19 protein-coding genes are annotated in these 23,436 nt (G+C 73.1%); 14 read left to right on the top strand and 5 right to left on the bottom strand.

All coding sequences use genetic code 11. The features are described from left to right. The first annotated feature begins 6 nt into the window (after positions 1-6). Positions 7-1,197: a damage-control phosphatase ARMT1 family protein gene (locus tag B079_RS0117600; RefSeq protein ID WP_018547159.1), complete on the top strand. Its 1,191-nt coding sequence runs from the start codon at positions 7-9 to the stop codon at positions 1,195-1,197. 139 nt (positions 1,198-1,336) lie between these two features. Beyond that, entirely contained in the window at positions 1,337-3,496 is a 2,160-nt protein-coding gene (cyc2, locus tag B079_RS0117595; RefSeq protein ID WP_026248803.1) for a germacradienol/geosmin synthase Cyc2, read from the top strand. A 61-nt stretch (positions 3,497-3,557) separates the two neighbouring features. On the opposite strand, the gene B079_RS0117590 is transcribed toward cyc2, so the two are convergent. Then, positions 3,558-4,289, bottom strand: a complete 732-nt coding sequence (locus B079_RS0117590) for a glutamine amidotransferase-related protein (RefSeq protein ID WP_018547157.1) — start codon at positions 4,287-4,289, stop codon at positions 3,558-3,560. Between the two features lie 94 nt (positions 4,290-4,383). Here B079_RS0117590 and B079_RS0117585 point away from each other — a divergent pair, with 94 nt between their 5' ends. The 4 genes from B079_RS0117585 to B079_RS0117570 all read left to right on the top strand — a co-directional run bounded on the left by B079_RS0117585 (position 4,384) and on the right by B079_RS0117570 (position 8,291). Further along, positions 4,384-5,250: a LysR family transcriptional regulator gene (locus B079_RS0117585; RefSeq protein ID WP_037801676.1), complete on the top strand. Its 867-nt coding sequence runs from the start codon at positions 4,384-4,386 to the stop codon at positions 5,248-5,250. A 92-nt stretch (positions 5,251-5,342) separates the two neighbouring features. Further along, positions 5,343-5,930: a PDZ domain-containing protein gene (locus B079_RS0117580; RefSeq protein ID WP_026248801.1), complete on the top strand. Its 588-nt coding sequence runs from the start codon at positions 5,343-5,345 to the stop codon at positions 5,928-5,930. A 237-nt stretch (positions 5,931-6,167) separates the two neighbouring features. Beyond that, positions 6,168-7,295 carry an aminopeptidase P family protein gene (locus tag B079_RS0117575; protein WP_026248800.1) on the top strand — a complete coding sequence of 376 codons (1,128 nt, stop codon included), beginning with the start codon at positions 6,168-6,170 and terminating at the stop codon, positions 7,293-7,295. A gap of 51 nt (positions 7,296-7,346) precedes the next feature. After that, positions 7,347-8,291 carry a phosphotransferase family protein gene (locus tag B079_RS0117570; RefSeq protein ID WP_018547153.1) on the top strand — a complete coding sequence of 315 codons (945 nt, stop codon included), beginning with the start codon at positions 7,347-7,349 and terminating at the stop codon, positions 8,289-8,291. 38 nt (positions 8,292-8,329) lie between these two features. Here B079_RS0117570 and treZ read toward each other — a convergent pair whose 3' ends face one another. Beyond that, a complete protein-coding gene (gene treZ, locus B079_RS0117565) occupies positions 8,330-10,075 on the bottom strand; it encodes a malto-oligosyltrehalose trehalohydrolase (RefSeq protein ID WP_018547152.1) in 1,746 nt (581 codons plus the stop codon). A 189-nt stretch (positions 10,076-10,264) separates the two neighbouring features. Here treZ and B079_RS0117560 point away from each other — a divergent pair, with 189 nt between their 5' ends. Both B079_RS0117560 and B079_RS0117555 read left to right on the top strand, forming a co-directional pair. Then, on the top strand, positions 10,265-10,816 hold the full coding sequence (locus B079_RS0117560; RefSeq protein ID WP_018547151.1) for a DUF1707 and FHA domain-containing protein: 552 nt from the start codon (positions 10,265-10,267) through the stop codon (positions 10,814-10,816). Positions 10,817-10,946: 130 nt separating this feature from the next. Further along, on the top strand, positions 10,947-11,366 hold the full coding sequence (locus tag B079_RS0117555) for an SSI family serine proteinase inhibitor (RefSeq protein WP_018547150.1): 420 nt from the start codon (positions 10,947-10,949) through the stop codon (positions 11,364-11,366). Between the two features lie 10 nt (positions 11,367-11,376). Here B079_RS0117555 and treY read toward each other — a convergent pair whose 3' ends face one another. Together treY and glgX are read right to left on the bottom strand one after the other, a co-directional pair. After that, entirely contained in the window at positions 11,377-13,752 is a 2,376-nt protein-coding gene (gene treY / locus B079_RS0117550) for a malto-oligosyltrehalose synthase (protein WP_234016808.1), read from the bottom strand. 99 nt (positions 13,753-13,851) lie between these two features. After that, positions 13,852-15,960: a glycogen debranching protein GlgX gene (gene glgX / locus B079_RS0117545; RefSeq protein ID WP_018547148.1), complete on the bottom strand. Its 2,109-nt coding sequence runs from the start codon at positions 15,958-15,960 to the stop codon at positions 13,852-13,854. Between the two features lie 424 nt (positions 15,961-16,384). Between glgX and B079_RS0117540 the strand changes: the two genes are divergently transcribed. Next, positions 16,385-17,623: an SAV2148 family HEPN domain-containing protein gene (locus B079_RS0117540; RefSeq protein WP_026248799.1), complete on the top strand. Its 1,239-nt coding sequence runs from the start codon at positions 16,385-16,387 to the stop codon at positions 17,621-17,623. A gap of 103 nt (positions 17,624-17,726) precedes the next feature. Continuing rightward, positions 17,727-18,449 (top strand): 3'-5' exonuclease, encoded by a 723-nt coding sequence (locus B079_RS0117535; protein WP_018547146.1) that lies wholly within the window; start codon positions 17,727-17,729, stop codon positions 18,447-18,449. 28 nt (positions 18,450-18,477) lie between these two features. On the opposite strand, the gene B079_RS0117530 is transcribed toward B079_RS0117535, so the two are convergent. Then, complete coding sequence (locus tag B079_RS0117530; RefSeq protein WP_018547145.1) at positions 18,478-19,341, bottom strand: phosphotransferase enzyme family protein; 864 nt, start codon at positions 19,339-19,341, stop codon at positions 18,478-18,480. A gap of 198 nt (positions 19,342-19,539) precedes the next feature. Here B079_RS0117530 and B079_RS0117525 point away from each other — a divergent pair, with 198 nt between their 5' ends. The 4 genes from B079_RS0117525 to B079_RS0117505 all read left to right on the top strand — a co-directional run bounded on the left by B079_RS0117525 (position 19,540) and on the right by B079_RS0117505 (position 23,308). Next, positions 19,540-20,460, top strand: coding sequence for a carbohydrate ABC transporter permease (locus B079_RS0117525; protein WP_018547144.1), 921 nt, complete (start codon positions 19,540-19,542; stop codon positions 20,458-20,460). Next, complete coding sequence (locus B079_RS0117520; RefSeq protein ID WP_018547143.1) at positions 20,457-21,290, top strand: carbohydrate ABC transporter permease; 834 nt, start codon at positions 20,457-20,459, stop codon at positions 21,288-21,290. The genes B079_RS0117525 and B079_RS0117520 overlap by 4 nt, the downstream gene beginning before the upstream one ends. Further along, complete coding sequence (locus B079_RS0117515) at positions 21,290-22,573, top strand: ABC transporter substrate-binding protein (RefSeq protein WP_018547142.1); 1,284 nt, start codon at positions 21,290-21,292, stop codon at positions 22,571-22,573. Before B079_RS0117520 ends, B079_RS0117515 begins: the two co-directional genes overlap by 1 nt. A gap of 186 nt (positions 22,574-22,759) precedes the next feature. Continuing rightward, positions 22,760-23,308 (top strand): DUF1697 domain-containing protein, encoded by a 549-nt coding sequence (locus B079_RS0117505; RefSeq protein ID WP_018547140.1) that lies wholly within the window; start codon positions 22,760-22,762, stop codon positions 23,306-23,308. The last annotated feature ends 128 nt before the right edge of the window (positions 23,309-23,436 follow it).

Genomic DNA, 23,436 nt, shown 5'->3' with positions numbered 1-23,436 from the left:
GACGGCATGTCCGACGCCCCCACCGCCCCCGTGATCACCGGCGACGAGCCCGGCTCCTTCCCGCACCGCACGCTGGCCGAGCGGCACCCCGCGATCATCCGGCAGGTGCGGGACGCCTCTCCCTACGGCCCCGCGCAGCACCGCGCGCTGGACGGCCTGCTCCGCTCCTGCACCGAGGGCGTCATCGAGGACCTGCCCGCGGAAACGGACCCCGACGACCGGGCCCGCTGGCTGGAGTGGGGACTCGCGGGCCATGTCGGCCGGTCCTGGTTCGAGGTGCCCTGGCTGTGGGCCGAGAGCTACTTCTACCGCGTACTCCTCGACGCCGTCGGCTACTTCGCCCCCGGCCCCTGGCAGGGCGTCGACCCCTTCCGCCCCTTCAAGTACGCCGAACTCGGCTCCCCGGAGACGCGGGAGGAACTGGCCGCGCTCGACGCGCTCCAGGGCAAGTCGCCCGAGGAACGCGGACGCGCCCTGCTGCACGGCTCGCTCTGGGGCAACCGCGCCGACCTCAGCTTCCAGCTGTCCGCCGAGGGCGCCGCGTCGGGCGAGGCCACGCCGGGTCTCGTCGCCGACGACAGCGACACCCTCTGGTCGCTGCTCCCGCCGGACGGCACCGGCACCCTCTGCCTGGTCGCCGACAACGCGGGCCGCGAACTCGTCCCCGACCTGCTGCTGACCGCCCACCTCCTCGCCGAGCACCGGATCGCCCGCGCCGTCCTCTACGTCAAGCCCTGGCCCTACTACGTCTCCGACGCCACGACCGCCGACGTGGTCGACGCGCTGACCCGCCTGCGGTCCGCCTCCGGCGCCGCCGCCGACTACGGCGACCTCCTCTGGTCGGCCATGGCCGACGGCCGCCTCACCGTACGCACCCATCCCTTCCTCGCCTCCCCGCTGCCGTACACCGAGCTGCCGGACGGCCTGTGTGCCGAGTTCGCCCGGGCCCGGCTGACCCTCTTCAAGGGCGACCTCAACTACCGCCGCCTGGTGGGCGACCGGTACTGGCCGCCCACCACGCCCTTCCACGACGTGACTGCCTACTTCCCCGGGCCCGTCGCCACCCTGCGCACCCTCAAGTCCGACGTGATCACCGGCCTGACGGCCGCCACCGAGGCCGACCTGAACGCGGCGGAGGGCCGGTCCTGGCGTACCAGCGGCACCCACGCCCTGATCCAGGTCAACCCCCGGGATTGACGTGGGAGCGCCCGTCGGCTGTCTCCCCCAACGGCGGGTCGCGTTCCGGAAGTTCCCGATTGCGGGGATGGTTCACGCGATGGTGTGATCGTCCGCTGTGCGGCGGATGGCCCGTTCCGCCGCCGGGCAGGACCCGGTCATGACGCAGCCGTTCGAACTCCCGCCCTTCTACATGCCGTATCCCGCGCGGCTCAATCCCCATGTCGACGAGGCGCGCGCCCACTCGACCGCGTGGGCGCGCGAGATGGGGATGCTGGAAGGCTCCGGGATCTGGGACCAGGCCGACCTGGAAGCGCACGACTACGGCCTGCTGTGCGCCTACACCCACCCCGACTGCGACGGGCCCGCGCTCTCGCTGATCACCGACTGGTACGTGTGGGTGTTCTTCTTCGACGACCACTTCCTGGACATGTACAAACGCACCCAGGACCGGGCCGCGGGCAAGGCGCACCTGGACCGGCTGCCGCTGTTCATGCCGCTCGACCTCGAAACGCCCGTCCCGGAGCCGGAGAACCCGGTCGAGGCGGGGCTCGCCGATCTGTGGGCGCGCACGGTGCCGGCCATGTCGGTGGACTGGCGCCGCCGGTTCGCCGTCGCGACCGAGCATCTGCTCAACGAGTCGCTGTGGGAGCTGTCCAACATCAACGAGGGCCGGATCGCCAACCCGGTCGAGTACATCGAGATGCGCCGCAAGGTGGGCGGCGCCCCCTGGTCCGCCGGTCTCGTGGAGTACGCGACGGCCGAGGTGCCCGCGTCGGTGGCCGAGAGCCGCCCGCTGCGCGTGCTCATGGAGACCTTCTCCGACGCCGTCCACCTGCGCAACGACCTCTTCTCCTACCAGCGCGAGGTCGAGGACGAGGGCGAGAACAGCAACGGCGTCCTGGTCCTGGAGACCTTCTTCGACTGCACCACCCAGCAGGCCGCCGACACCGTCAACGACATCCTGACCTCACGCCTGCACCAGTTCGAGCACACCGCGCTCACCGAAGTCCCCGCCGTCGCCCTGGAGAACGGGCTCCGACCGGACGAGGTCGCCGCCGTCGCCGCGTACACCAAGGGACTCCAGGACTGGCAGAGCGGTGGCCACGAGTGGCATCTGCGCTCCAGCCGCTACATGAACAAGGGGGCACGTACGACCTCCCCCTGGGCGCTGCCGAGCGGTCCGGGCGCCTCCGCCGCCGACATCGCCGCCCTGCTGGCATCGGCGGCGACCGAGCGGCTGCAGCGGCACACCCATGTGCCGTTCCAGAAGGTCGGACCGTCCCTGCTGCCCGAGTTCCACATGCCGTTCCCGCTGGAGCTGAGCCCGCACGTTGACGCCTCGCGCCGCAACCTGGTCGCCTGGTGCACCCGGATGGGCATCCTCGGCGAGGGCGTCTGGGACGAGGACAAACTCGCCGCCTACGACCTCGCGCTCTGCTCCGCCGGACTGGACCCCGACGCCACCCCCGAGGCACTCGACCTCAGCGCCCAGTGGCTCGCCTGGGGGACCTACGGCGACGACTACTACCCCCTCGTCTACGGACACCGCCGCGACCTCGCCGCCGCCCGCCTCACCACAGCCCGGCTCTCCCGGTGCATGTCCCTGGAGGGGGCGCCGGAGATCGCCCCGGCCAACGCCATGGAGCGCGCGCTGATCGACCTGTGGCAGCGGACCACGGCGCCGATGACCGCCGAGCAGCGGGTCACCCTCAAGGCGGCGGTGGACGTGATGACGGAGAGCTGGGTGTGGGAGCTGTCCAACCAGCTCCAGAACCGCGTCCCGGACCCGGTCGACTATCTGGAGATGCGCCGCGCCACCTTCGGCTCCGACCTCACCCTGAGCATGTGCCGGGCGGGCCGGGGCCCCGCCATCCCGCCCGAGGTCTACGCCAGCGGTCCGGTGCGCTCGCTGGAGAACGCCGCCATGGACTACGCCTGTCTGCTCAACGACGTGTTCTCGTACCAGAAGGAGATCGAGTACGAGGGCGAGATCCACAACGCGATCCTCGTCGTGCAGAACTTCTTCGGCGTCGACTACCCGGCCGCGCTCGCCGTCGTCCACGACCTGATGACCCAGCGCATGGAACAGTTCGAGCACGTGATCGCCCATGAACTCCCCGTGCTCTACGAGGACTTCGGCTTGTCCGAGGAAGCCCGCGCGGAGATGGCGCTCTATGTGCTCGACCTCCAGAACTGGCTGGCGGGCATCCTCAACTGGCACCGCTCGGCGGACCGTTACAAGGCGGAGTGGCTGAGCGGCCGAGCCCACCGCTTCGTACCGGGACAGCCTCCGGCACGACTCCAGCTGATCGGCTGACGGCGATTCCCGTCCGCGCGGGCGGGGCGGCTCCGGTGGGCCAGGATCCGAGCGGGCCGGGTCAGGCGGGCTGGGCGGCCTTCGTGGCGTGCTCGATCGCGGCCCGGCCCAGCGCCCGGATCATCGGGTGCGGGCGGGAGCCGTCGCCGTACAGCTCCGGCTGGAAGAGGGAGGCCAGGAAGAAGGGGTGGTCCGGGATTTCGGCGACCCGGACCTGGCCGTCCGTGTCGTGCCCGGAGAACCGCAGGCCGTGGGCGCGCAGCGTGTCGAGATGACGGGAGGGGCCGTAGGAGCAGAAGTACCGCTCGACCGTGCGCGGTGAGCCGATCACCGACTCGGCCAGGGAGCCCGGCTCCAGGACGACCGTCGCCTCGTGTCCCACCAGGGAGCAGGCCAGCGGCTCGATCAGAAGGTCCTCCGCACCGGGGTCGTTCTCGGCGTGCGCGACACCGGTCAGCCCGCAGGCGTTGCGGGCGAACTCCAGCAGGGTGTGCTGGAAGCCGCCGCACGTGCCGAGGAACGGGACGCCCTCCTCCCGTGCGGTGCGGACGGCCGCGAGTACACCGGCCTCGCTGCGGTACGGGCTGCCCGGCAGCACCCACACCGCGTCGAAGCCGCGTACCGCCCCCTCGGTCTCGGCGTCCTCCGAGGGGATCCAGTAGGCGTCCAGGACCAGCCCGTCCCGCTCGGCGAGGGCGTCGAGAAGGCGCGGTATGCGGGTGTGGGAGACGACGTTGGGGGAGCGGTCCCCGACGAGGGCGACGGTGGCGGTGCGTACTGCGGTATCGGTCATGACAGCCATCCTGGGCGGCCGTTGCCGTTCACGTCCAACGATGATTCATGCATCGTCGATAAGCAGTACTGATGGGCGTGGGATGCTGTGCGCCATGGACCCGCATCTGCTGCGCACCTATGTCACGGTGGCGCGACTGGCCTCGTTCTCCGCCGCCGCACGGGAGTTGGGGTACACGCAGTCGGCGGTCTCCCAGCACATCGCCGCCCTCGAACAGGACCTCGGTGCCCCGCTGCTCGGCCGCCGGCCCGTCGTCCCCACCCCCGCCGGGGAACGCCTGCTGGAGCACGCGGCCCCGCTGCTGCTCCGCCTGGACGCCGCCCGCGCCGACGTGATCCGCATGGCCGCGGCCCCGCCGAGCGGCGTGAGCCTCGCGACCACACCGACGGCGCTCGGCCCGCGCGTCCTCGCCGCGCTCCCGCTGTCGGGCGTGAGCGTCCAGGTGCTCGGCCCGGACGAGATCCCCGCAGCCGTCGCCACCGGGCGCGCCGACCTCGGCCTGGTCGACGGTCCGGCGGCACCCAGCGACCCCTTGCGGCTGCCCGACGTGGCGCCGCTGACCTCCCGCGCCGTCACCGAGGAACCCCTCGCCGTCCTGCTGCCCACCGCCCACCCCCTCGCCGGGCGCCCCGGACTGCGCCTGGCCGACCTCGCCGACGCCCGCTGGATCGACGCCCCCGACACCGCCGTACCCCTCGCCCGGCTGCGGGCCGTGAACGGCGGCGGTGCGTTCCGGCCCGCGCTCGGCTACGCGGGCACCGATGTGCGGACGCTCACCACGCTGGTCGCGGCCGGGCAGGGGCTGGCGCTGCTGCCCCGGTTCGTGGCTGCCGCGGTGGCGGGCACGGTCGCCGTACCGCTCGCCGCGCCCCGGCTGGTGCACCGCACCGAGCTGCTGCACGGGGCCGGGCTCGCGGGTGCCGTCGGGGAATTGGTCGGGCGACTGGCGGCCGACCGCTGACGTTCCCACCGATGCCCCGGCGCCGTGTCACCCGTTCGTGGCTCGTCAGCGGCGGGTGACCTGGGTAGGCCACGGGGGGAGGCGAAGGAATCATGGAACAGAGTGTGTTGCGGGCCCGGCCGATGCCCGGACGAGGGCGGAGCGAGAGTGGGCGGACCGGGCCGGTCGAGCAGGCGCCCGCCGGTCATCCGCACGGCGCGCGGTCGCGGGGGCGGCGGATCAGGAGCGTGGTCTTCTCCCTCTCCGTCGGCAGTGTGCTGGTGCTGTCCGGGGTCGGGCTGGGGGCTGTCGGCGCCAGCGCTCTCGGCCTCGGTATCCCGGGCGCGAGGCCACACCACGCGGCCCCACCCGCCGCCCCTGCCGCTGCCCCCGCCTCCGCTCCCGCCGCGGCCGGGGCCGCCGAGACCCGCTCCGGTGCCACGCTCGGTCTGGAAGCCGTGGACGACGGGCAGAGGGCGGGTGCGCTGATCACCGCCGTCCACGTGCCCGGCCCGGGCTATACGGCGGGCCTGGTGCGCGGCGACGCCCTGGTCCGCTTCGGCGCCACGCCCATCGCCACGGCCGCCGATCTGGCCCGTGCGGTGGCCGGTGCGCGGCCGGGGGCGGAGGTGATCGTGACCGTGCGCCATCAGAACGGGGTGGAGCAGAGTCTGACGGCGGTGCCGGGCGTGGTGACCTGACCGGGTCCACCTGACCGGGCCCCACCTGACCGGGGCCACCGGAAACCCGCTGGTCGCCCGGGCCGCCGCCCGCGATGATGGCCCCGTGCCGCCCACGCGCCCCGTCCGCCTCGCGCGCCACCGCCCCGCGCGTCCTTGCCGCGCCGTACCCCGACCGGGTCGCGCGCGCCGGTCGGGGCGGGCAGGATGCTGCCCGGCACCGCTTCGCTCCCGCACCCCGACCGCCCGGAGGCCCGGATGACCGGTAGTACGCCTGCGCCCTTCACCGCCGACGACTACCGGGCCCGCATGGCCCGCGCCACCCGGGAGGCGGCCGAGGCCGGACTCGCCGGGCTGCTGGTGGCGCCCGGACCCGACATGGTCTGGCTGACCGGTTACACCCCGCCCGCCGCCACAGAGCGGCTCACCCTGCTGGTGCTCGTGCCCGGCAGCGAGCCGGTGCTCGTCGTGCCCACGCTGGAGGCACCCGACGCGGAGGCCGCCGCCGGTTCGACCGCTCTCGGGCTGCGCGACTGGACCGACGGCGTCGACCCGTACGCCATGACCGCCTCCCTGCTCGACGGCCGGGGCCGCTTCGGCGTCAGCGACAACGCCTGGGCCATGCATCTGCTCGGCTTCCAGCGCGCCCTGCCGCACAGCTCGTACGCCGCCCTCACCGACGCGCTGCCCATGCTGCGCGCGGTCAAGGACGCCGCCGAGGTCGAACTGCTCGCGGCGGCCGGTGCGGCGGCGGACGCGGCGTTCGAGGAGATCCGCAAGGTGCCCTTCGCGGACCGCCGCGAGTCGGACGTGGCCCAGGACCTCGCGGACCTGCTGCGCCGCTTCGGCCACTCCCAGGTGGACTTCACCATCGTCGGCTCGGGCCCCAACGGCGCCAACCCCCACCACGAGGTCGGCGACCGCTTCATCCGCCACGGCGACATGGTCGTCCTCGACTTCGGCGGCCTCAAGGACGGCTACGGCTCCGACACCACGCGCACGGTGCACGTCGGCGAGCCCACCGACGAGGAGCGGCGCGTCCACGACCTGGTGCGCGCCGCCCAGCAGGCGGGCTTCGAGGCCGTACGGCCGGGGGTGGCCTGCCAGGAGGTGGACCGCGCCGCCCGCGCGGTGATCACCGACGGCGGGTACGGCGAGTACTTCATCCACCGCACCGGGCACGGCATCGGCGTCACCACGCACGAGCCGCCGTACATGATCGAGGGCGAGGAGCAGCCCCTGGTGCCCGGCATGTGCTTCTCCGTGGAGCCCGGTGTCTATCTGCCCGGCCGCTTCGGTGTGCGCATCGAGGACATCGTGACCGTGACCGAGGACGGCGGGCGCCGCCTCAACAACACCACGCGTGAGATGGTCATAGTGGACTGATCGACCGAGGAGACACCCCAGCGACCGCACACGGAACGGCCGGCCCAGACCATGACCCAGGCACCCGCACCCACCGTCGACACCGTGCGCGCGCTCGTCCGCTCCCTCCTCAAGGAACGCGCGCTCATCAGGGACGACGGGACGGCCGACGACAGCTCCGCCGGGATCGAGGTCCGGCCGGTCGCGGGCGGTGACGGCTACACCTGGTGGGTCGGCGCCCGGCATGTGCTGCGGCTCGCCCCCGACCGCGAAGCCGCCGCCCGGCTGCGCCGCGAACCGCGCCTGCGCGACCTGGTGCGCTCCCGGGTGCCGGTCGCCGTCCCGGCCGGGGTCGCGCACGGCGACTGGGTGCCCGGCCTCGCCTGTGTGCTCGACGCCCGGCTGTCCGGCGGCAGCGGCGACGAGCACGAGGTGTCCGCGCTCGGCGAGGCCGACCTCGCCGGACTGCTCTCCGGGCTGCGCGAGGTGCCCCCGCGCCAGGCCGAGACGATGAGCGTGCCGCGTACGCCGCCACGCTCCTTGGAGGCCCTGCGCCGCATCGCCGCGCACACGGCCGAACGGCTCGCCGCCGCCGACGAGTTCGACCGCACCCGGCTCCAGCCCTTCCCGTCGACGGCCGCCACCCGGCTCGCCGCGCAGCCCGGCACCGCCGTGCTCACCCATCACGGGCTGACCGGCGCGCGGGTGCTCGTCGGCACCGAGGGGCGGGTGCGCGCCGTCCTCGGCTGGGGCGGCGCGGCCGTGGGCGACCCGGCCGAGGACATCGCCGGGCTCGCCGCCGCCGTCGGCGCCCCGGCCGCCGTCCGCGCCGCGACCCTCGCCGGGTACGGCCCCCGCCCCTGTCTGCGCGGCCTGTGGCTGGCCCGCTGCGACACCCTCGTCCGCCTCGCCGACCGGCTCGACGGCCGCACCGCCGACGATCCGACGCTGCTGCGCACCCGGCTGCGGCGGGCGTGGGAGCCGATCCTGCTGGAGCGGGTCACCGAGTTCGAGTGAGCATGGCGGCCGTCAAGTCCGCCGGGAATCAGGCCCGTTCAGACCCGCGTCAGCACCACGCACGACTCGCCCGGCACCAGCAGCCGTCCGTCCGCGCCCGGCGCCTTCACCTCGTCCCATGCGGCCAGGACCTCCATACGGCCGCTGCCCAGCGGGATGGACGCCGGTTCCTTGCCCAGGTTCACCGCGACCCGGACGTCCCCGCGCCGGAACGCCAGCCAGCCCGCGTCCTCGTCGTAGGCCACGTTGGTACCGGCGAGGCCGGGGCTGGTGAGGTCCGGGTACGCGTGGCGCAGCGCGATCAGGCGCCGGTACCAGTCGAGGACGCGGGCGTGCGGGGCGCGCCCCGGCTCCGACCAGTCCAGACAGGACCGCTCCCGCGTCGCCGGGTCCTGCGGGTCGGGCACCTCGTCCTCGGACCAGCCGTGCGCCGCGAACTCCCGCCGTCTGCCCCGCCGTACGGCCTCGGCCAGCTCGGGATCGGTGTGGTCGGTGAAGTACTGCCAGGGCGTGCCCGCCGCCCACTCCTCGCCCATGAACAGCATCGGGGTGAACGGCGCGGTGAGCGTCAGCGTGGCCGCGCAGGCCAGCAGACCGGGGGAGAGCCGGGCCGAAAGGCGGTCGCCCTGGGCGCGGTTGCCGATCTGGTCGTGGGTCTGGCTGTAGCCGAGCAGCCGGTGTCCGCCGAGGCGGGCGCGGTCCAGCGGGCGTCCGTGCCGTCGGCCCCGGAAGCTGGAGTACGTGCCGTCGTGGAAGTAGCCACCGGTGAGCGTCTTGGCGAGCGCGGCGAGCGGCGCGACCGCGAAGTCCTCGTAGTAGCCCTGGGATTCACCGGTCAGCGCGGTGTGCAGGGCGTGATGGAAGTCGTCGTTCCACTGGGCGTGCAGCCCGAGACCGTTCGCGGCGCGCGGGGTGATGAGCCGGGGGTCGTTGAGGTCGGACTCGGCGATCAGGAACAGCGGCCTGCCCGTCTCGGCGGCGAGCGCGTCCACCGACTCCGACAGCTCCTCCAGGAAGTGGCGGGCGCGGGTGTCGTGCAGCGCGTGCACCGCGTCCAGGCGCAGCCCGTCCAGGCGGTAGTCCCGCAGCCAGGCCAGCGCACTGTCCCGGAAGTACGCGCGCACCTCGTCCGAACCGGGCGCGTCCAGGTTCACCGCCGCGCCCCACGGTGTCTGGTGCGTGTCGGTGAAGTACGGCCCGAACGCCGGGAGATGGTTGCCCGACGGACCCAAGTGGTTGTGCACGACGTCCAGAACGACCCCGAGACCCAGCGCGTGCGCCCGGTCCACGAACCGCTTCAGCGCCTCGGGCCCGCCGTACGGCTCGTGCACCGCCCAGGGGGCCACACCGTCGTAACCCCAGCCGTGCTCACCCGGGAACGAGCACAGCGGCATCAACTCCACGTGCGTGATGCCGAGTTCCGCGAGGTGAGGGAGACGGTCCGCCGCCGCGTCGAGAGTGCCCTCGGGGGTGTAGGTGCCGACGTGCAGCTCGTAGAGCACCGCGCCGGGGAGCCCGCGTCCCGTCCACGCGGTCCGCCACGCGTGACGGTCGTGGTCCACGACCGCGCTCAGCCCGTCCGGGCCGTCCGGCAGGCGGCGCGCGCGGGGATCGGGCAGCTCAGGGCCGTCGTCCAGCGCGAAGCCGTACCGGGTGCCGTCCGCCGCGTCCGCCTCCCCCGTCCACCATCCCGCGCGCCCCGGATCGCGCGCGAGCGCGTGGCGCTCCTGACCGCACCGGAGCGTGACCCGTTCTGCCTGTGGTGCCCACACCTCGAACTGCACGGACGGTTCCCCTTCGTCTGCTCATCGTGAGGTAGTCCGTCCATCGTGCCGCGAAAGCGATCAATCCGCCGTCGGATCAGGGCTTTCCGGGCGGGTGTCGCGAAAGTGCGCGCGGGCTCGCAAGTGCGCGCCGGGGGAGCGGACTTCCCGATCTGGACACCACGGGCCGCCTGACCGACAATCAGCAGCGTGACGTCGTCCTTCGAGTTCCCTGTCCGCGCCGCGCGGATCTCCGACGCGGAGCGCGACAAGGCGCTGCGAGTGCTGCGCGACGGCGCCGCCATGGGCCGGATGTCACACGACACGTTCCTGCAGCGCATGGAACTGGTCCTCGCCGCCCGCAGCCACGCCGAACTCGCCGCCGTCACGGCCGATCTGCCCGGCGGAAACGGCTTCGCCCGCGCCCTGTTCGGCACCGTGGAGGCCGTCTCCGGCTTCACCGTACGGCTCCGCAGGGCCTGGCAGGCCGAGCGGCTGCCCAAGCTCCTCCTGCCCCACCCGGGCCACGGCCACCCCCTGCGCATCGGCCGCGACCCGGCCAACGGGCTCCGCCTCAACCACGACACGGTCTCCCGCGTCCACGCCGAACTCCGCCACCAGGGCGGCCTCTGGGTCCTGCGCGACCTCGGCTCCACCAACGGCACCACGGTCAACGGCCAGCGGGTGCTCGGCGCGACGGTGGTACGGGACGGCGACCAGGTCGGCTTCGGGAAGGTCATGTACCGGCTGTCGGCGAGCTGAGGACGCTCGAACTGACGTTCCCTGACGGGAGCCTGACCGCTTCGAACGGGTGCTCCCCTTCGGGCGCATGAGCCTCCCGTTCGGGTGATCCTCGGTGCGGAACCCGTCCGGCCGTGCCGATGCACCGGGCATGACCTCTCTCACCCGTGCGACAGCGGCGGCCGGTGCCCTGGTGGCCGCCCTCGGCCTCTTCACGGCCACCCCGGCCACCGCCACCGCCACCCCCCGCTCCGCCCTCCCCGGCGACTGGCTCCACCTCACCGTCAGCCAGGGCGAGACCATCGCGCCCGGCTCCCCCCGCGCCCTCCTCCTGTGCGACCCGCCCCGGGGCACCGCCCACGCGGCCGAAGCCTGCGCCCAACTCGCCGCCGCCGACGGGGACATCGACCGCATCCCGCCGAAGGAGGTCTTCTGCACGATGCTCTACGCCCCGGTCACCGCCCACGCCTCCGGCGTCTGGCACGGCCACCGCGTCGAGTACACCCGGACCTTCTCCAACGGGTGCGTCCTGTCCGCGCGGACGGGATCGGTGTTCGCGCTGGACGCGTGACCCACTGCCCTCAGGACTCCGTGCCGTCCTCCTCGCCGGCCCGCTCCAGCAGCGCCACCGGCAGCGGTCCGAAGAGGTCCGTCAGCGGTACCCGGCCCTTGTACTCCCGGTCCGGGGAGAGGACGTCCCGCCAGCGGCCCGGCGGCAGAGGGAGGGTCGTACCCTGCCAGCCGCCGGACTCGGCCAGGCGGAGGGACAGCCGGGTCACCGCCGTGATCACCTGGTCCGAGCGGGAGAAGGCCAGGCAGTGGTCGGCGCCCGGCCCCTCGGCGGGCAGCGGGGCGTACGTGCCCGCCGAGCCGAAGGCGTCCGGGCGACGGCCGCGCAGCCGCAGGGCCGCTGTCGTCAGCGCGCCCTTCTCGCCGGGGAGCTTCGCGGGGAAGACGGCCGGGCGGCGGTTGTCCGGGTCCACCAGGGCGCGGTACTCCGCCTCGGTGCCCTGGTAGACGTCCGGGACGCCCGGCATCGTCAGATGGACCAGCGCGGTGCCGAGGACGTTGGCGCGGATGTGGGGGTCCAGGGCCTTGCGCAGGGCGGCGACGCGTTCGCCGGGCGGTCCGCAGGGGCCCGCCGCGACGAACGCGCTGACCGCCTCCTCGTAGGGCGCCTCGCGTTCCGTCCAGCTCGTGTAAAGGCCCGCCTCGCGCACGTGCTTCAGCAGGGACTCGCGGACGCGTTCCTCCTTCGCCGGGCCGAGGCCGAACACCGTCTGCCAGGCGGACCAGGCGAGTTGGCCGTCCGGAGCCGGGTCGCCGGTGCGGGCGAGATCCGCGAGCAGGGCGGCCCAGCGGCCGGGGCACTCGCTGAGCACCGCGAGGGCGGCCCGGACATCGGCGCTGCGCTTGGTGTCGTGCGTGGTGACGACCGTGCCGGTGTCCGGCCAGTCACGGGCCACGCGGGCGCAGTACGTGTGGAACTCGGCCGGGGAGACGCCCGGTCGGCCCGGATCGCCGCCGACCTCGTTCGCCGACAGCAGCGGCACATAGCGGTAGAAGGCCGTGTCCTCCACGGACTTGGCGCGCAGGGCCGACGCGCTCTGGGCGAACCGGGTGCGGAACTCGGTGAGTTCGGGCACCGAGCCGTCGTCCTCACCGGTCAGCAGCGCCCGTACCACGTCCACCGCCTCGGCCTCCTCGGCCACCGCGAAGGCGCGCCGGGCCTCCGTCGCCGCCTGCGCCGTGAGCACGGTGGCCGCGTCCTCACAGGCGTAGGGGCGGTAGACGCGCAACCGGACGAGCAGTTCCTCCAGGGCCGTGCGCAGCGCCCAGGGGGCGCGGTCGCGCAGGGCGAGGTCGGGGGAGGCCGCGCAGAGGCGGACGGCGGCGCGGGTGAGGCGGTCGGTCTCGGCGGCCAGTTCGTGGGTGAGCACCTTGTAGGCGGCCCGCCGCACGGTGGCGTCCCAGTCGCCGCCCCGGTCGCTCTGCGGGATGGCGAACGCCCGGTAGTGGTCCAGGAGTTCACCGGAGCCGCCGGGGTCCGTGAAGAGGCCGTCGACGTGGCGCAGGGCGTCGTAGCCGGTGGTGCCCGCGACGGGCCAGGAGGCGGGCAGCCGTTCGCCGTCGGCGAGGATCTTCTCCACGACCGTCCAGCGTCCGCCGGTCGCCTCGTGCAGCCGCGCCAGATAGGCGTCCGGGTCCGCGAGGCCGTCCGGGTGGTCCACGCGCAGCCCGTCGATCACGCCCTCGTGGAGCAGCCGCAGGATCGTGCCGTGGGTCGCGTCGAACACCTCGGGGTCCTCCACGCGGACCCCGATCAGCTCCGAAATGCTGAAGAAGCGGCGGTAGTTCAGTTCGGTGCGGGCAAGGCGCCACCACACCGGGCGGTACCACTGCGCGTCCAGCAGCTCCGGCAGCGGCAGATGCCCGGTGCCCGCGCGGAGCGGGAAGGCGTGGTCGTGGTAGCGCAGCACGTCGCCGTCGACCACCAGCTCGTCCCGTACGGCCGCGACCGGGCCGCCCAGCACGGGCAGCAGCAGCCGTCCGCCGCGCACCTCCCAGTCGATGTCGAACCAGCGGGCGTACGGCGACTCGGGGCCCTCGCGCAGTACCTCCCACAGGGCGCGGTTGTGCCGGGGGGCCATCGCCATGTGGTTGGGCACGATGTCCACCACCAGACCGAGCCCGTGCTCGTGCGCGGTGTGCGCGAGCGAGCGGAGCCCGGCCTCGCCGCCCAGTTCCTCGCGCACGCGCCCGGGGTCCACCACGTCGTACCCGTGGGTGGAGCCCGGCACGGCTTCGAGGACCGGGGACAGATGCAGATGGGAGACGCCGAGGTCCGCCACATGGGGGACGGCCGCCTCGGCGGCGGCGAACGGAAACGAGGGCTGGAGCTGGAGTCGGTAGGTGGCCGTGGGCACGCCCGGCCGGGGTCGCGCGGCAGCAGTCATGCTGTGCTACGTACCCCGTGCGCCCGGTTTCGTGTCATCGGTCCCCGTACGGACCAGCGGCGACCCCGTACGGACCGGCCACGGCCACCCCCGGCTCCCTCACGCGGGCCGTTGCAGCACCGTCAGGCTCCGGTCCGGCAGCGTGATCCGCTCGCCCCCCGCCACCTTCGGCCCGGTGTCCGGCGGCACCCCCTCGGGGCGGGCGGTGTCGACCACCACCTGCCACTGCCTGCCGTGGTCGGCCGGGACCAGGAAGTCCAGCGGTTCGGGGGAGGCGTTGAACATCAGCAGGAACGAGTCGTCCGTGATCCGCTCGCCGCGCGGCCCCGGCTCGGAGATCGCGTTGCCGTTGAGGAACACGGTCAGCGCGGAGGCGGGCGCCGAGTCCCAGTCCCGCTGGGTCATCTCCTCGCCCTCGGGGGTGAACCAGGCGACGTCCGACAGCTCGTCGTGGGTGCCCTCCACCGGGCGGCCGTGGAAGAAGCGGCGCCGCCGGAACACCGGGTGGTCGCGGCGCAGCCACACCATCGCCCGCGCGAATTCCAGGAGTTCACCGCCGTCCTCGGGCCAGTCGACCCAGGACAGCTCGTTGTCCTGGCAGTAGGCGTTGTTGTTGCCGCGCTGGGTGCGGGCGAACTCGTCGCCGTGGCTGATCATCGGCACGCCCTGGGAGAGCATCAGCGTGGCGAGGAAGTTCCGCATCTGCCGGGTGCGCAGCTCACGCACCTCCGGGTCGTCGGTGTCGCCCTCCACCCCGCAGTTCCAGGACCGGTTGTGGCTCTCGCCGTCCCGGTTGTCCTCGCCGTTGGCCGCGTTGTGCTTCTCGTTGTACGACACCAGGTCGCGCAGGGTGAAACCGTCGTGGCAGGTCACGAAGTTGACGGAGGCCAGCGGGCGGCGCCCGTCGTCCTGGTAGAGGTCGGAGGAGCCGGTGAGCCGGGAGCCGAACTCCGCGAGCGCGCGCGGCTCACCCCGCCACAAGTCCCGTACCGTGTCACGGTACTTGCCGTTCCACTCGGTCCACAGCGGCGGGAAGTTGCCCACCTGGTAGCCGCCCTCGCCCACGTCCCACGGTTCCGCGATCAGCTTCACCTGGGAGACCACCGGGTCCTGCTGCACCAGGTCGAAGAACGAGGACAGCCGGTCCACCTCGTGGAACTGCCGGGCCAGGGTTGCCGCGAGGTCGAAGCGGAAGCCGTCGACGTGCATCTCGGTCACCCAGTACCGCAGCGAGTCCATGATGAGCTGGAGCACGTGCGGGGAGCGCATCAGCAGGGAGTTGCCGGTGCCCGTGGTGTCCATGTAGTAGCGCGGGTCCTCGGCCAGCCGGTAGTACGACGGGTTGTCGATGCCCTTGAACGACAGGGTGGGGCCCAGGTGGTTGCCCTCGGCGGTGTGGTTGTAGACCACGTCGAGGATCACCTCGATGCCCGCCTCGTGCAGCGCCCGCACCGCCGACTTGAACTCCAGGACCTGCTGGCCCCGGTCGCCCCAGGAGGCGTAGGCGTTGTGCGGGGCGAAGAAGCCGATGGTGTTGTAGCCCCAGTAGTTGGTCAGGCCCATGTCGGCCAGGCGGTGGTCGTTGACGAACTGGTGGACCGGCATCAGCTCCAGGGCCGTCACCCCGAGCTTGGTCAGATGCTCGATGATCGCCGGGTGGGCGAGGGCCGCGTAGGTGCCGCGCAGCTCCTCCGGCAGGCCCGGGTGACGCATCGTCAGGCCCTTGACGTGGGCCTCGTAGATCACCGTGTGGTGGTAGTCGGTGCGCGGCGGACGGTCGTCGCCCCAGTCGAAGTACGGGTTGATCACCACCGAGGCCATGGTGTGCGGCGCCGAGTCCAGGTCGTTGCGCCGGTCCGGGGCGTCGAAGTGGTAGCCGTACACCTCCTCGCCCCACCGGACCGCCCCGCTGACCGCCTTGGCGTACGGGTCGAGCAGCAGCTTGGCCGAGTTGCAGCGCAGCCCGCGCTCGGGCTCGTAGGGGCCGTGCACACGGAAGCCGTAGCGCTGGCCCGGCATGATGCCGGGGACGTACGCGTGCCGCACGAACGCGTCGCTCTCGCGCAGTTCCACCGCCGTCTCGGAGCCGTCGTCGTGCAGCAGACACAGCTCTACTCGGTCGGCGGCCTCCGTGAAGACCGCGAAGTTGGTTCCGGCGCCGTCATAGGTGGCACCGAGTGGATACGCCTCTCCAGGCCAGACCTGCATGGACACGACTCTTTCAGGTGGGCGGCCCCGCTGGGGGCGCGTCGGCGGCGAGTCTCCCCGAAAGTGAGGAACCCTCAGAGGACTACCCCGTCTGACGGGCCCATGGCGCCTCGGCCGCGGGCCGGACGGATATCGGCCGGGACACGGCGCCGGGGCGAGCGCGGGTCAACACGGGGTTCCGCCGGGTCGCCCCCGGCGCGCTGACGGTCCGGCAGTGCCCGTACCTGCGCGGACGTGGCCGCCCCGGCGCCCTCACCGCTATGAATCCGCTCACTCCCGTCGCCCGCGTGGCGCGGAACGGCCACTGCCTGCCCAGAAGTTGGGAAACCGACCTGTCCATCCGGCTGCACCGCCCACCGCTCCCGGAGTACCCTTCCTTGATCGTTGAGACGGGAAAGGTCCGGGGGACGGAAGGCGGTGCAGGGTGGGGTCGGGAGGGCTGGAGCTGCCCCCTGGTGGCGAGGGTCACGAGGGGAGCTCCACGGACGTCCCGCCCGGCGCGGTGTCCCTGGCGCGGCCGATGGACGCGGGGTCGATCGGACCGGAACTGGACTGGGACGCGAGCGCCTGGCTGGAGGTGCGCACCCGCGCCCAGCGGGCCGGCCGGGCCTACATCTGGCTGAACCTCGTCGAACAGCGGCTGCGCGCCGTCGTGGCCGCCGTACTGCGCCCGGTCTACGAGCCCGTCCACGGCGACGACTGGGTGGTGGCCGCCGCCGGACCCGCCGGACAGGAATGGGTGCAGCGGGCCGTCGCGGTACGTGAAGTCAGCCGCCGCAAGGGCTACTTGCTCGACCCGGCCGACGACAACGTGCTCAGCTTCCTGACGTTGCCCCAGCTGCGCGAGCTGATGGTGCAGCACTGGCCGTGCTTCGAGCCCTACTTCGACGAGCGCCGCGACCTCGAACTCGCCCTGGACGAGCTGGAGGTGACGCGCAACGTCGTCTCCCGCAACCGCGCCCTGTCCGAGGCCGTCCTCGGCCAGGCCGAGCGCGCCTCGGCCCGCCTCCTCGAACTGCTCGGCGCGGGCGGGGACGTGCCCTCGGCGGGGCGGCTGCGCGTGGACGCGGTGGAGGACCTGGTCGGCGACCGGTACGCGGACGTGGTGGCCGTCCACCCCGACCGGGTGCGGCTGATGCGGCAGTTCCCGGCCGAGGACCTGTTCGGCGGGGCCCGGCGGCTGGACGCCATCGGCATCGGGCTCAACCTCCTGGTGCAGAACTTCTCGGGACGCCGCCTGGTCCGGCTCGCGGAGACGGGCTGCCGGGTGAGGCTGCTCTTCCTCAACCCGGCCTCCAGCGCGGTCAAGCGCCGTGAGCGCGAACTCGGCATGAAACGGGGCGAGTTGAGCCGTTCGGTCGAGATGAACATCCTGCACATGCGCCGGGTCCGCTCCCGGCTGCGCGACCCCGGCGCCTTCGAGATCCAGGTCTACGACGAGACACCGCGCTTCACCGCCTACCTGGTGGACGGCGACGGCGCGGACGGGGTCGGCGTGGTGCAGTCCTATCTGCGCGGGGCGCGGGGCATGGAGTCGCCGGTCCTGGTGCTGCGGGGCGGCAGCCGGGTGGTCCGCCCCGACCAGGTGGGCGAGGCCGGGCTGTTCCCGACCTACCGCGAGGAATTCGAGACGGCTTGGGCGGATTCGCGCCCGGTGTCCTGAATCGTCCCCCCGGTGCGGCGGGGGTCCGCCCGGGATTGTCAGTGCCGCGTGCCATGGTGGAGGCCACTGGGGGAACGCACCACCACGAAAAGGGGGACCACCCATGGCCTGGCACCGGCACACGCTGACCGCTTTCGACCTGGAGACGACCGGAACCGACCCGCAGGAGGCGCGCATCGTCACGGCCGCCGTCCTGGAGGTCGGCGCGGGCGAACTCCTGGGCCGCAGGGAATGGCTCGCGGACCCGGGTGTGGAGATCCCGGCCGACGCCGTCGCCGTGCACGGCGTCAGCAACGAGCGCGCGAGCGCCGAGGGCCGCCCGGCCGACCAGGTCGCCGACGCCGTCGCGACCGCCCTCGTCTCCTCCTGGCAGGCGGGTGTCCCGGTCGTCGCCTACAACGCCGCCTTCGACCTCACCCTGCTCTCGGCCGAACTGCGCCGCCACGGGCTGCCGTCGCTCTCCGAGCGCCTCGGCGGCGAACCGCTGGGCCCGGTGGTCGACCCGTACACGATCGACCGCTGGGTGGACCGCTACCGCCGGGGCAAGCGCAACCTGGAGGCGGTCTGCGCCGAGTACGGCATCGTCCTCGCCGCCGCCCACGACGCCTCGGCCGACGCCCTCGCCGCCGCCCGCCTCGCCGTCGCGATAGCCGAGCGGCACCCGAAGATCGCCGCGCTCGGCCCGGCCGAGCTGCACCAAAGCCAGATCGAGTGGTACGCGGCCTGGGCGGCCGACTTCCAGAGCTTCCTGCGCCGCAAGGGCGACACGGAGGCCGTGGTCGACGGGACCTGGCCGGTGCGGGAGCTGGTGGAGGAGCGGGTCTGATCCCGCTCGTTCTCCGAGCGCCCCGGGCTCAGAAGGGGTACCAGCGCACCGACTCGTCCCCGTCCCGCAGCGAAGCCACCCGGCGCTCGAACTCCGCCAGCGCCTTGGAGTTGGCGGGCGCGTGCTGGGCCACCCAGGCACAGCTGGCCGTCTCGCGGGCGCCGCGCAGCACCGAGCAGCCCTCCCACGCGCGCACGTCCCAGCCGTACGCCTGGGTGAAGGCGTCGTACTTCCCGGCGGGCAGCCCGTAGCGGTCGCGGGAGAGGGCCATCACCACGAGGTCGTGCTCGCGCAGGTCGGCGGAGAAGGTCTCCAGGTCGACCAGGACCGGCCCGTCGGGGCCGATGTGCACATTGCGCGGCAGCGCGTCACCGTGGATCGGACCGGGCGTCAGGTGCGGGGTCAGCGCGGCAGCCGCCGAGGCGAAGCCGTCACGCCGGGAGCGCAGATACGCCGCGTCCGCCGGGTCGATCGCGTCGCCCGCGAGGCGCAGCCAGCGCTCCACCCCGCCCAGCAGCTCGCGGGGCGGCAGCGCGACCGGCGGCGCGGGCAGCGCGTGCACGATCCGCAGCAGCCGTGCCAGGTCCTCGGGCTCGGCCGGGCGTACGGCGTCGGGCAGCCGGTGCCACACGGTGACCGGGTGCCCTTCCACGAGCAGCGGCTCGGGCTCGGCCGCGCGCACCGCCGGTACGCCCTGTTCGGCCAGCCAGGCCGCGACGGCCAGCTCGCGCCGGGCGCGCTCCAGCAGGCTCTCGTCGCGGCCGACCTTGACCACGAGGCCGCCGGAGGCGAAGACGGCGTTCTCACCGAGGGCGAGGAGCCGCGCGTCCCGCGCCGGGCCGGGCAGCACCTTCGCCCCGGCCAGTACGTCCCGCGCCCGCGCCTCGTCCATCGTCCGCCTCCGTGTCCCGTCGCCCATGTCCGTGCCGGGTGCCGTACGCCCCGGTCTCCGGCAAGTCTCGCATTCGCACAGGTCGGGCCGTGTGCGCGGTCCCTTGACGCGATCGCGGCCGTTCGCAACCATGAACACGCCAATCCTGGGGGCGAAGGGGCTCTCCCGGAGGCGAAGGGGCTGACGGGGGCTGATGTCATGACGACGGTGGCCCGGACGGCCGCACGGCCGGGCACGCGCCCCGCGCCCGCCCGCGACCACGGCGCCTGGTTCCTGGTGCTGCCCGCCCTGATCCCGATCCTCGTCCTCAGCGTGGGCCCGCTGCTCTACGGCATCCTGCTCGCCTTCACCGACGCCCAGTCGGGGCGCACCGCGCCCACCCGCTGGACCGGCGTCCTCAACTTCCAGGACCTGCTGCACGACACCCTGTTCTGGGAGTCCTTCCGCATCGGCCTGCTGTGGGCCGTCGGCGTCACCGTGCCGCAGTTCCTGCTGGCGCTCGGCCTCGCCCTCCTGCTCGACCAGGACCTGCGGCTGCGCCGCCTCGCCCGCGCCCTCGCGATCGTCCCGTGGGCCATGCCCGAGGTCGTCGTCGGCGTCATGTGGCGGCTGGTCTACAACCCGGACGCGGGCGTCCTCAACGAGACCCTGCGCGACCTCGGCCTCGGCGGCGGCCGGGACTGGCTCGGCACCCTCGCCACCGCGCTGCCCGCCGTCATCGTCGTCGGCGTCTGGGCCGGGATGCCCCGCACCACCGTCGCCCTGCTCGCCGGACTCCAGAACGTGCCCCGCGAACTGCGCGAGGCCGCCGCCGTGGACGGCGCGGGCGCCTGGCGCCGCTTCCGCGCGGTCACCTGGCCCGCGCTCCGGCCCGTCGCCCTCGCCGTCACCTCGCTCAACCTGATCTGGAACTTCAACGCCTTCGCCCTGGTGTACGTGCTCACCGGCGGCGGACCCGGCGGCCGTACCCGGCTGCCCATGCTGTTCGCCTACGAAGAGGCCTTCCGCTACGGCCAGTTCGGCTATGCGGCGGCGATGGGATGCGTGATGGTCGCGGTGATCTCGGTCCTGCTCGCGGTGTTCCTCGCAGGGCGGCTGCGCGGGGGCGAGGACCGGTGAGGACCCGCCCCGCCGCGCGCGCCGCCCAGTACGCGGCCCTGCTCGCCTACCTCGTCTTCCTGGCCTTCCCGCTGCTCTGGCTGCTCTCCACCGCCTTCAAACCGCCGCGCGAACTGGCCTCCCTGCACCCCACCTGGATCCCGCGCCACCCCACCCTCGCCAACTTCCGCCGCGCCCTGGACGAACAGCCCCTGGCGCACGCGGCGTTGATCTCGCTGCTGGTGGCACTCGCCACGGCCGTCGTCGCCGTCGTGCTCGCCACCCCGATGGCGTACGTGATCGCCCGGCGCCCGGGGCTGCTCTCCCGCGCGGCGACGGGCTGGGTGGTGGTCAGCCAGGCGTTCCCCTTCGTGCTGCTGATCATCCCGCTGTTCCTGCTGCTCAGGGAGCTGCGGCTGATCGACTCGGCGCCAGGGCTCGTGCTGGTCTACGTGGTGTGGTCGCTGCCGTTCGCGCTGTGGCTGCTGGTCGGGCAGATGCGGTCCGTGCCGGTCGAGTTGGAGGAGGCGGCGGCCGTGGACGGCGCCGGACGGGTGCGGACGCTGGTGTCGGTGACGGCGCCGCTGCTCGCGCCGGGGATCGTGGCGACGGCGCTCTTCGCGTTCGTCACCGCCTGGAACGAGTTCTTCTTCGCACTCGTGCTGCTCAAGAGCCCCGGCAAACAGACCCTGCCGGTCGTGCTCACCCACTTCATCGGCGCGGAGGGCGTCGCGGACCTCGGCCCGCTCGCCGCCGCGGCCTTCCTCGCCACGCTGCCCTCCCTGGTCTTCTTCGCGCTCGTCCAGAAGCGGCTGTCGGGCGGCCTGCTCGCCGGGGCGGTGAAGAGCTGATGCGCACCAGGATCGCCGTGGCCGCCGTCGTCCTTCTGCTGCTGCTCGCGGGCTGCTCCTCCGGCCGGCCGGGCGGCGGCGACGGCAAGGTCGTCCTGCGCTTCCAGTCCCTCGCCTGGCAGCCCGAGTCCGTGGCCGCCACGAAGAAGCTGGTCCGGGAGTGGAACGCGAGCCATGCCCGCGTGAAGGTCGAGTATGTGCAGGGCAGTTGGGACTCCGTCCACGACCAGCTGCTCACCTCCTTCGAGGGCGGCGAGGCCCCCGACGTCCTCCACGACGCCTCCGACGACCTGGCCGACTTCGCCCACGGCGGCTACCTCGCGGACCTCACAGGACTGCTCTCCGACCGCCTCAAGTCCGACATCCCGCAGAGCAGTTGGGACACGACCCGGTTCGGGGACGGCGTCTACGGCGTGCCCTTCCTCCAGGAACCGAGGGTGCTGATCGCCAACACGAAGTGGCTGCGCGGGGCAAAGGTGCGCGTGCCGACTCCCGAACACCCGTGGACCTGGACGGAGTTCAGAGCGGTCACCAAGAAGCTCAGCGGGCCCGGCAAGTACGGCGTGGCCTGGCCGCTCAAGGAGCCCGTCTCCGCGACCCTGAACCTCTCCCTGTCCGCCGGAGGGCGGCTCTTCCACCAGGACGCGGACGGCAAGGTGCGCGTGCGGTTCGGGTCCGGTGACGCCGTCGTACCGCGCACCGTCCACGACCAGGTCGCCGTCGACCACAGCGCCCCCGCCTCGACCCTCGGCAGCGGCGGCTCCGACACGCTGCCCGGCTTCTTCGGCGGCAAGTACGCCATGGTCCCGCTCGGCTTCTCCTACCGTCAGCAGGTCGCGCTCCAGGCGCCCAAGGGCTTCGACTGGGAGGTGCTGCCCGCGCCCGCCGGGGCCGACGGGCTCACCCAGGGCGTCAGCCCGCAGACCCTGTCCATCGCCGCCGACAGCCCCCACAAGAAGGAGGCGGCGGCCTTCCTGGACTTCCTGCTGCGCCCGCGCAACATGGTCCGCCTCGCCCTCGGCGACTGGATGCTGCCCACGGGCACCGAGGCCCTGAAGGACCCCGCCCTGCACACCCGCAAGGACGGCTGGGCCACCGGCACCGCCCTCGCCGCGCACCTCCGTCCCGCCCCGGCGCAGTCCGTGCGCGGCTACCCGGAGTGGAAGGACAAGGTGGCCACTCCGGCCTACCAGGAGTACTACTCCGGCTCGATCGGGCTTTCCGAACTGCGTCGCCGACTGGAACGGGACGGCAACCTCGTTCTCGCCCGCTACCAGCGCTGATGCGGTGTCCGATCCGCCCTTCGTAGATCCACTTTGCGATGACAAAAACTTGTTGAACAAGTCACAGCTGCGTGTAGGAGTTGATCCGGGCCCGCTCGATCCGCGAGAGTTCCGACGTACCGGTCCGCCGGTCCACGGCCGTCGTGCCCACCCCCACGGGGCACGACGGCCCTTTACGGTGGGCGGATGACGACGACCTACGCGGCGCTGCTGCGCGGCATCAACGTCGGGGGCGCCAGGAAGCTCCCCATGGCCGACCTGCGCACCCTGCTGACCGGCCTCGGCTACGACGGCGTACGGACCCATCTCCAGAGCGGCCAGGCGGTGTTCAGCACCGACACCCGCGAAGAGGCCGCGCTGGAAGCCGAGTTGGGGCAGGCCATCCAGGAACGCTTCGGTTTCTCCGTCGACGTGATGGTGCGCGACCACGCCTATCTGAGCGCCGTGGCCGACGCCTGCCCCTTCCCCGCCACCCAACTCGCCCCCAAGCAGCTGCACATCACCTACTTCTCCGGGCCGGTCACCGCCGACCGCTTCGCGGAGATCGACCCCGCCGCGTATCTCCCCGAGGACTTCCGCCTCGGCGACCGCTGTCTGTACCTGTACGTCCCCGACGGCCTCGGCCGCAGCAAGCTCGCCGAGGTGCTGGCCCGGCCCCGCCTCACCAAGGGGCTGATCGCCACCTCCCGGAACTGGAACACCGTGCGCAAGCTGGTGGAGCTGACGGCGGAGTGAGACGGCCGCGTCGGCGCGGGCATGTCAGGGCCGAGATGTCAACCCCGGGCTTACGGAATGAAGTTGGCCGATAGTCGACGCCCCGGCGTCACGGTACGAGAGTGAAGGGTGAGGACGGCCACCGAAAG

The organism is Streptomyces sp. LaPpAH-108 (genome assembly GCF_000373625.1).
Lineage (GTDB): Bacteria > Actinomycetota > Actinomycetes > Streptomycetales > Streptomycetaceae > Streptomyces.
Note: the sequence above shows the minus strand (reverse complement) of the source record. Positions and strands in the feature narration are given on the sequence as shown.

Excerpts from the sequence above, each read along its gene's own strand:
- B079_RS0117600 (WP_018547159.1), top strand. The coding sequence starts at position 7 with ATGTCCGACGCCCCCACCGCCCCCGTGATCACCGGCGACGAGCCCGGC.
- cyc2 (WP_026248803.1), top strand. The coding sequence starts at position 1,337 with ATGACGCAGCCGTTCGAACTCCCGCCCTTCTACATGCCGTATCCCGCG.
- B079_RS0117590 (WP_018547157.1), bottom strand. The coding sequence starts at position 4,289 with ATGACCGATACCGCAGTACGCACCGCCACCGTCGCCCTCGTCGGGGAC.
- B079_RS0117585 (WP_037801676.1), top strand. The coding sequence starts at position 4,384 with ATGGACCCGCATCTGCTGCGCACCTATGTCACGGTGGCGCGACTGGCC.
- B079_RS0117580 (WP_026248801.1), top strand. The coding sequence starts at position 5,343 with ATGGAACAGAGTGTGTTGCGGGCCCGGCCGATGCCCGGACGAGGGCGG.
- B079_RS0117575 (WP_026248800.1), top strand. The coding sequence starts at position 6,168 with ATGACCGGTAGTACGCCTGCGCCCTTCACCGCCGACGACTACCGGGCC.
- B079_RS0117570 (WP_018547153.1), top strand. The coding sequence starts at position 7,347 with ATGACCCAGGCACCCGCACCCACCGTCGACACCGTGCGCGCGCTCGTC.
- B079_RS0117555 (WP_018547150.1), top strand. The coding sequence starts at position 10,947 with ATGACCTCTCTCACCCGTGCGACAGCGGCGGCCGGTGCCCTGGTGGCC.
- treY (WP_234016808.1), bottom strand. The coding sequence starts at position 13,752 with ATGACTGCTGCCGCGCGACCCCGGCCGGGCGTGCCCACGGCCACCTAC.
- glgX (WP_018547148.1), bottom strand. The coding sequence starts at position 15,960 with ATGCAGGTCTGGCCTGGAGAGGCGTATCCACTCGGTGCCACCTATGAC.
- B079_RS0117535 (WP_018547146.1), top strand. The coding sequence starts at position 17,727 with ATGGCCTGGCACCGGCACACGCTGACCGCTTTCGACCTGGAGACGACC.
- B079_RS0117530 (WP_018547145.1), bottom strand. The coding sequence starts at position 19,341 with ATGGACGAGGCGCGGGCGCGGGACGTACTGGCCGGGGCGAAGGTGCTG.
- B079_RS0117525 (WP_018547144.1), top strand. The coding sequence starts at position 19,540 with ATGACGACGGTGGCCCGGACGGCCGCACGGCCGGGCACGCGCCCCGCG.
- B079_RS0117515 (WP_018547142.1), top strand. The coding sequence starts at position 21,290 with ATGCGCACCAGGATCGCCGTGGCCGCCGTCGTCCTTCTGCTGCTGCTC.
- B079_RS0117505 (WP_018547140.1), top strand. The coding sequence starts at position 22,760 with ATGACGACGACCTACGCGGCGCTGCTGCGCGGCATCAACGTCGGGGGC.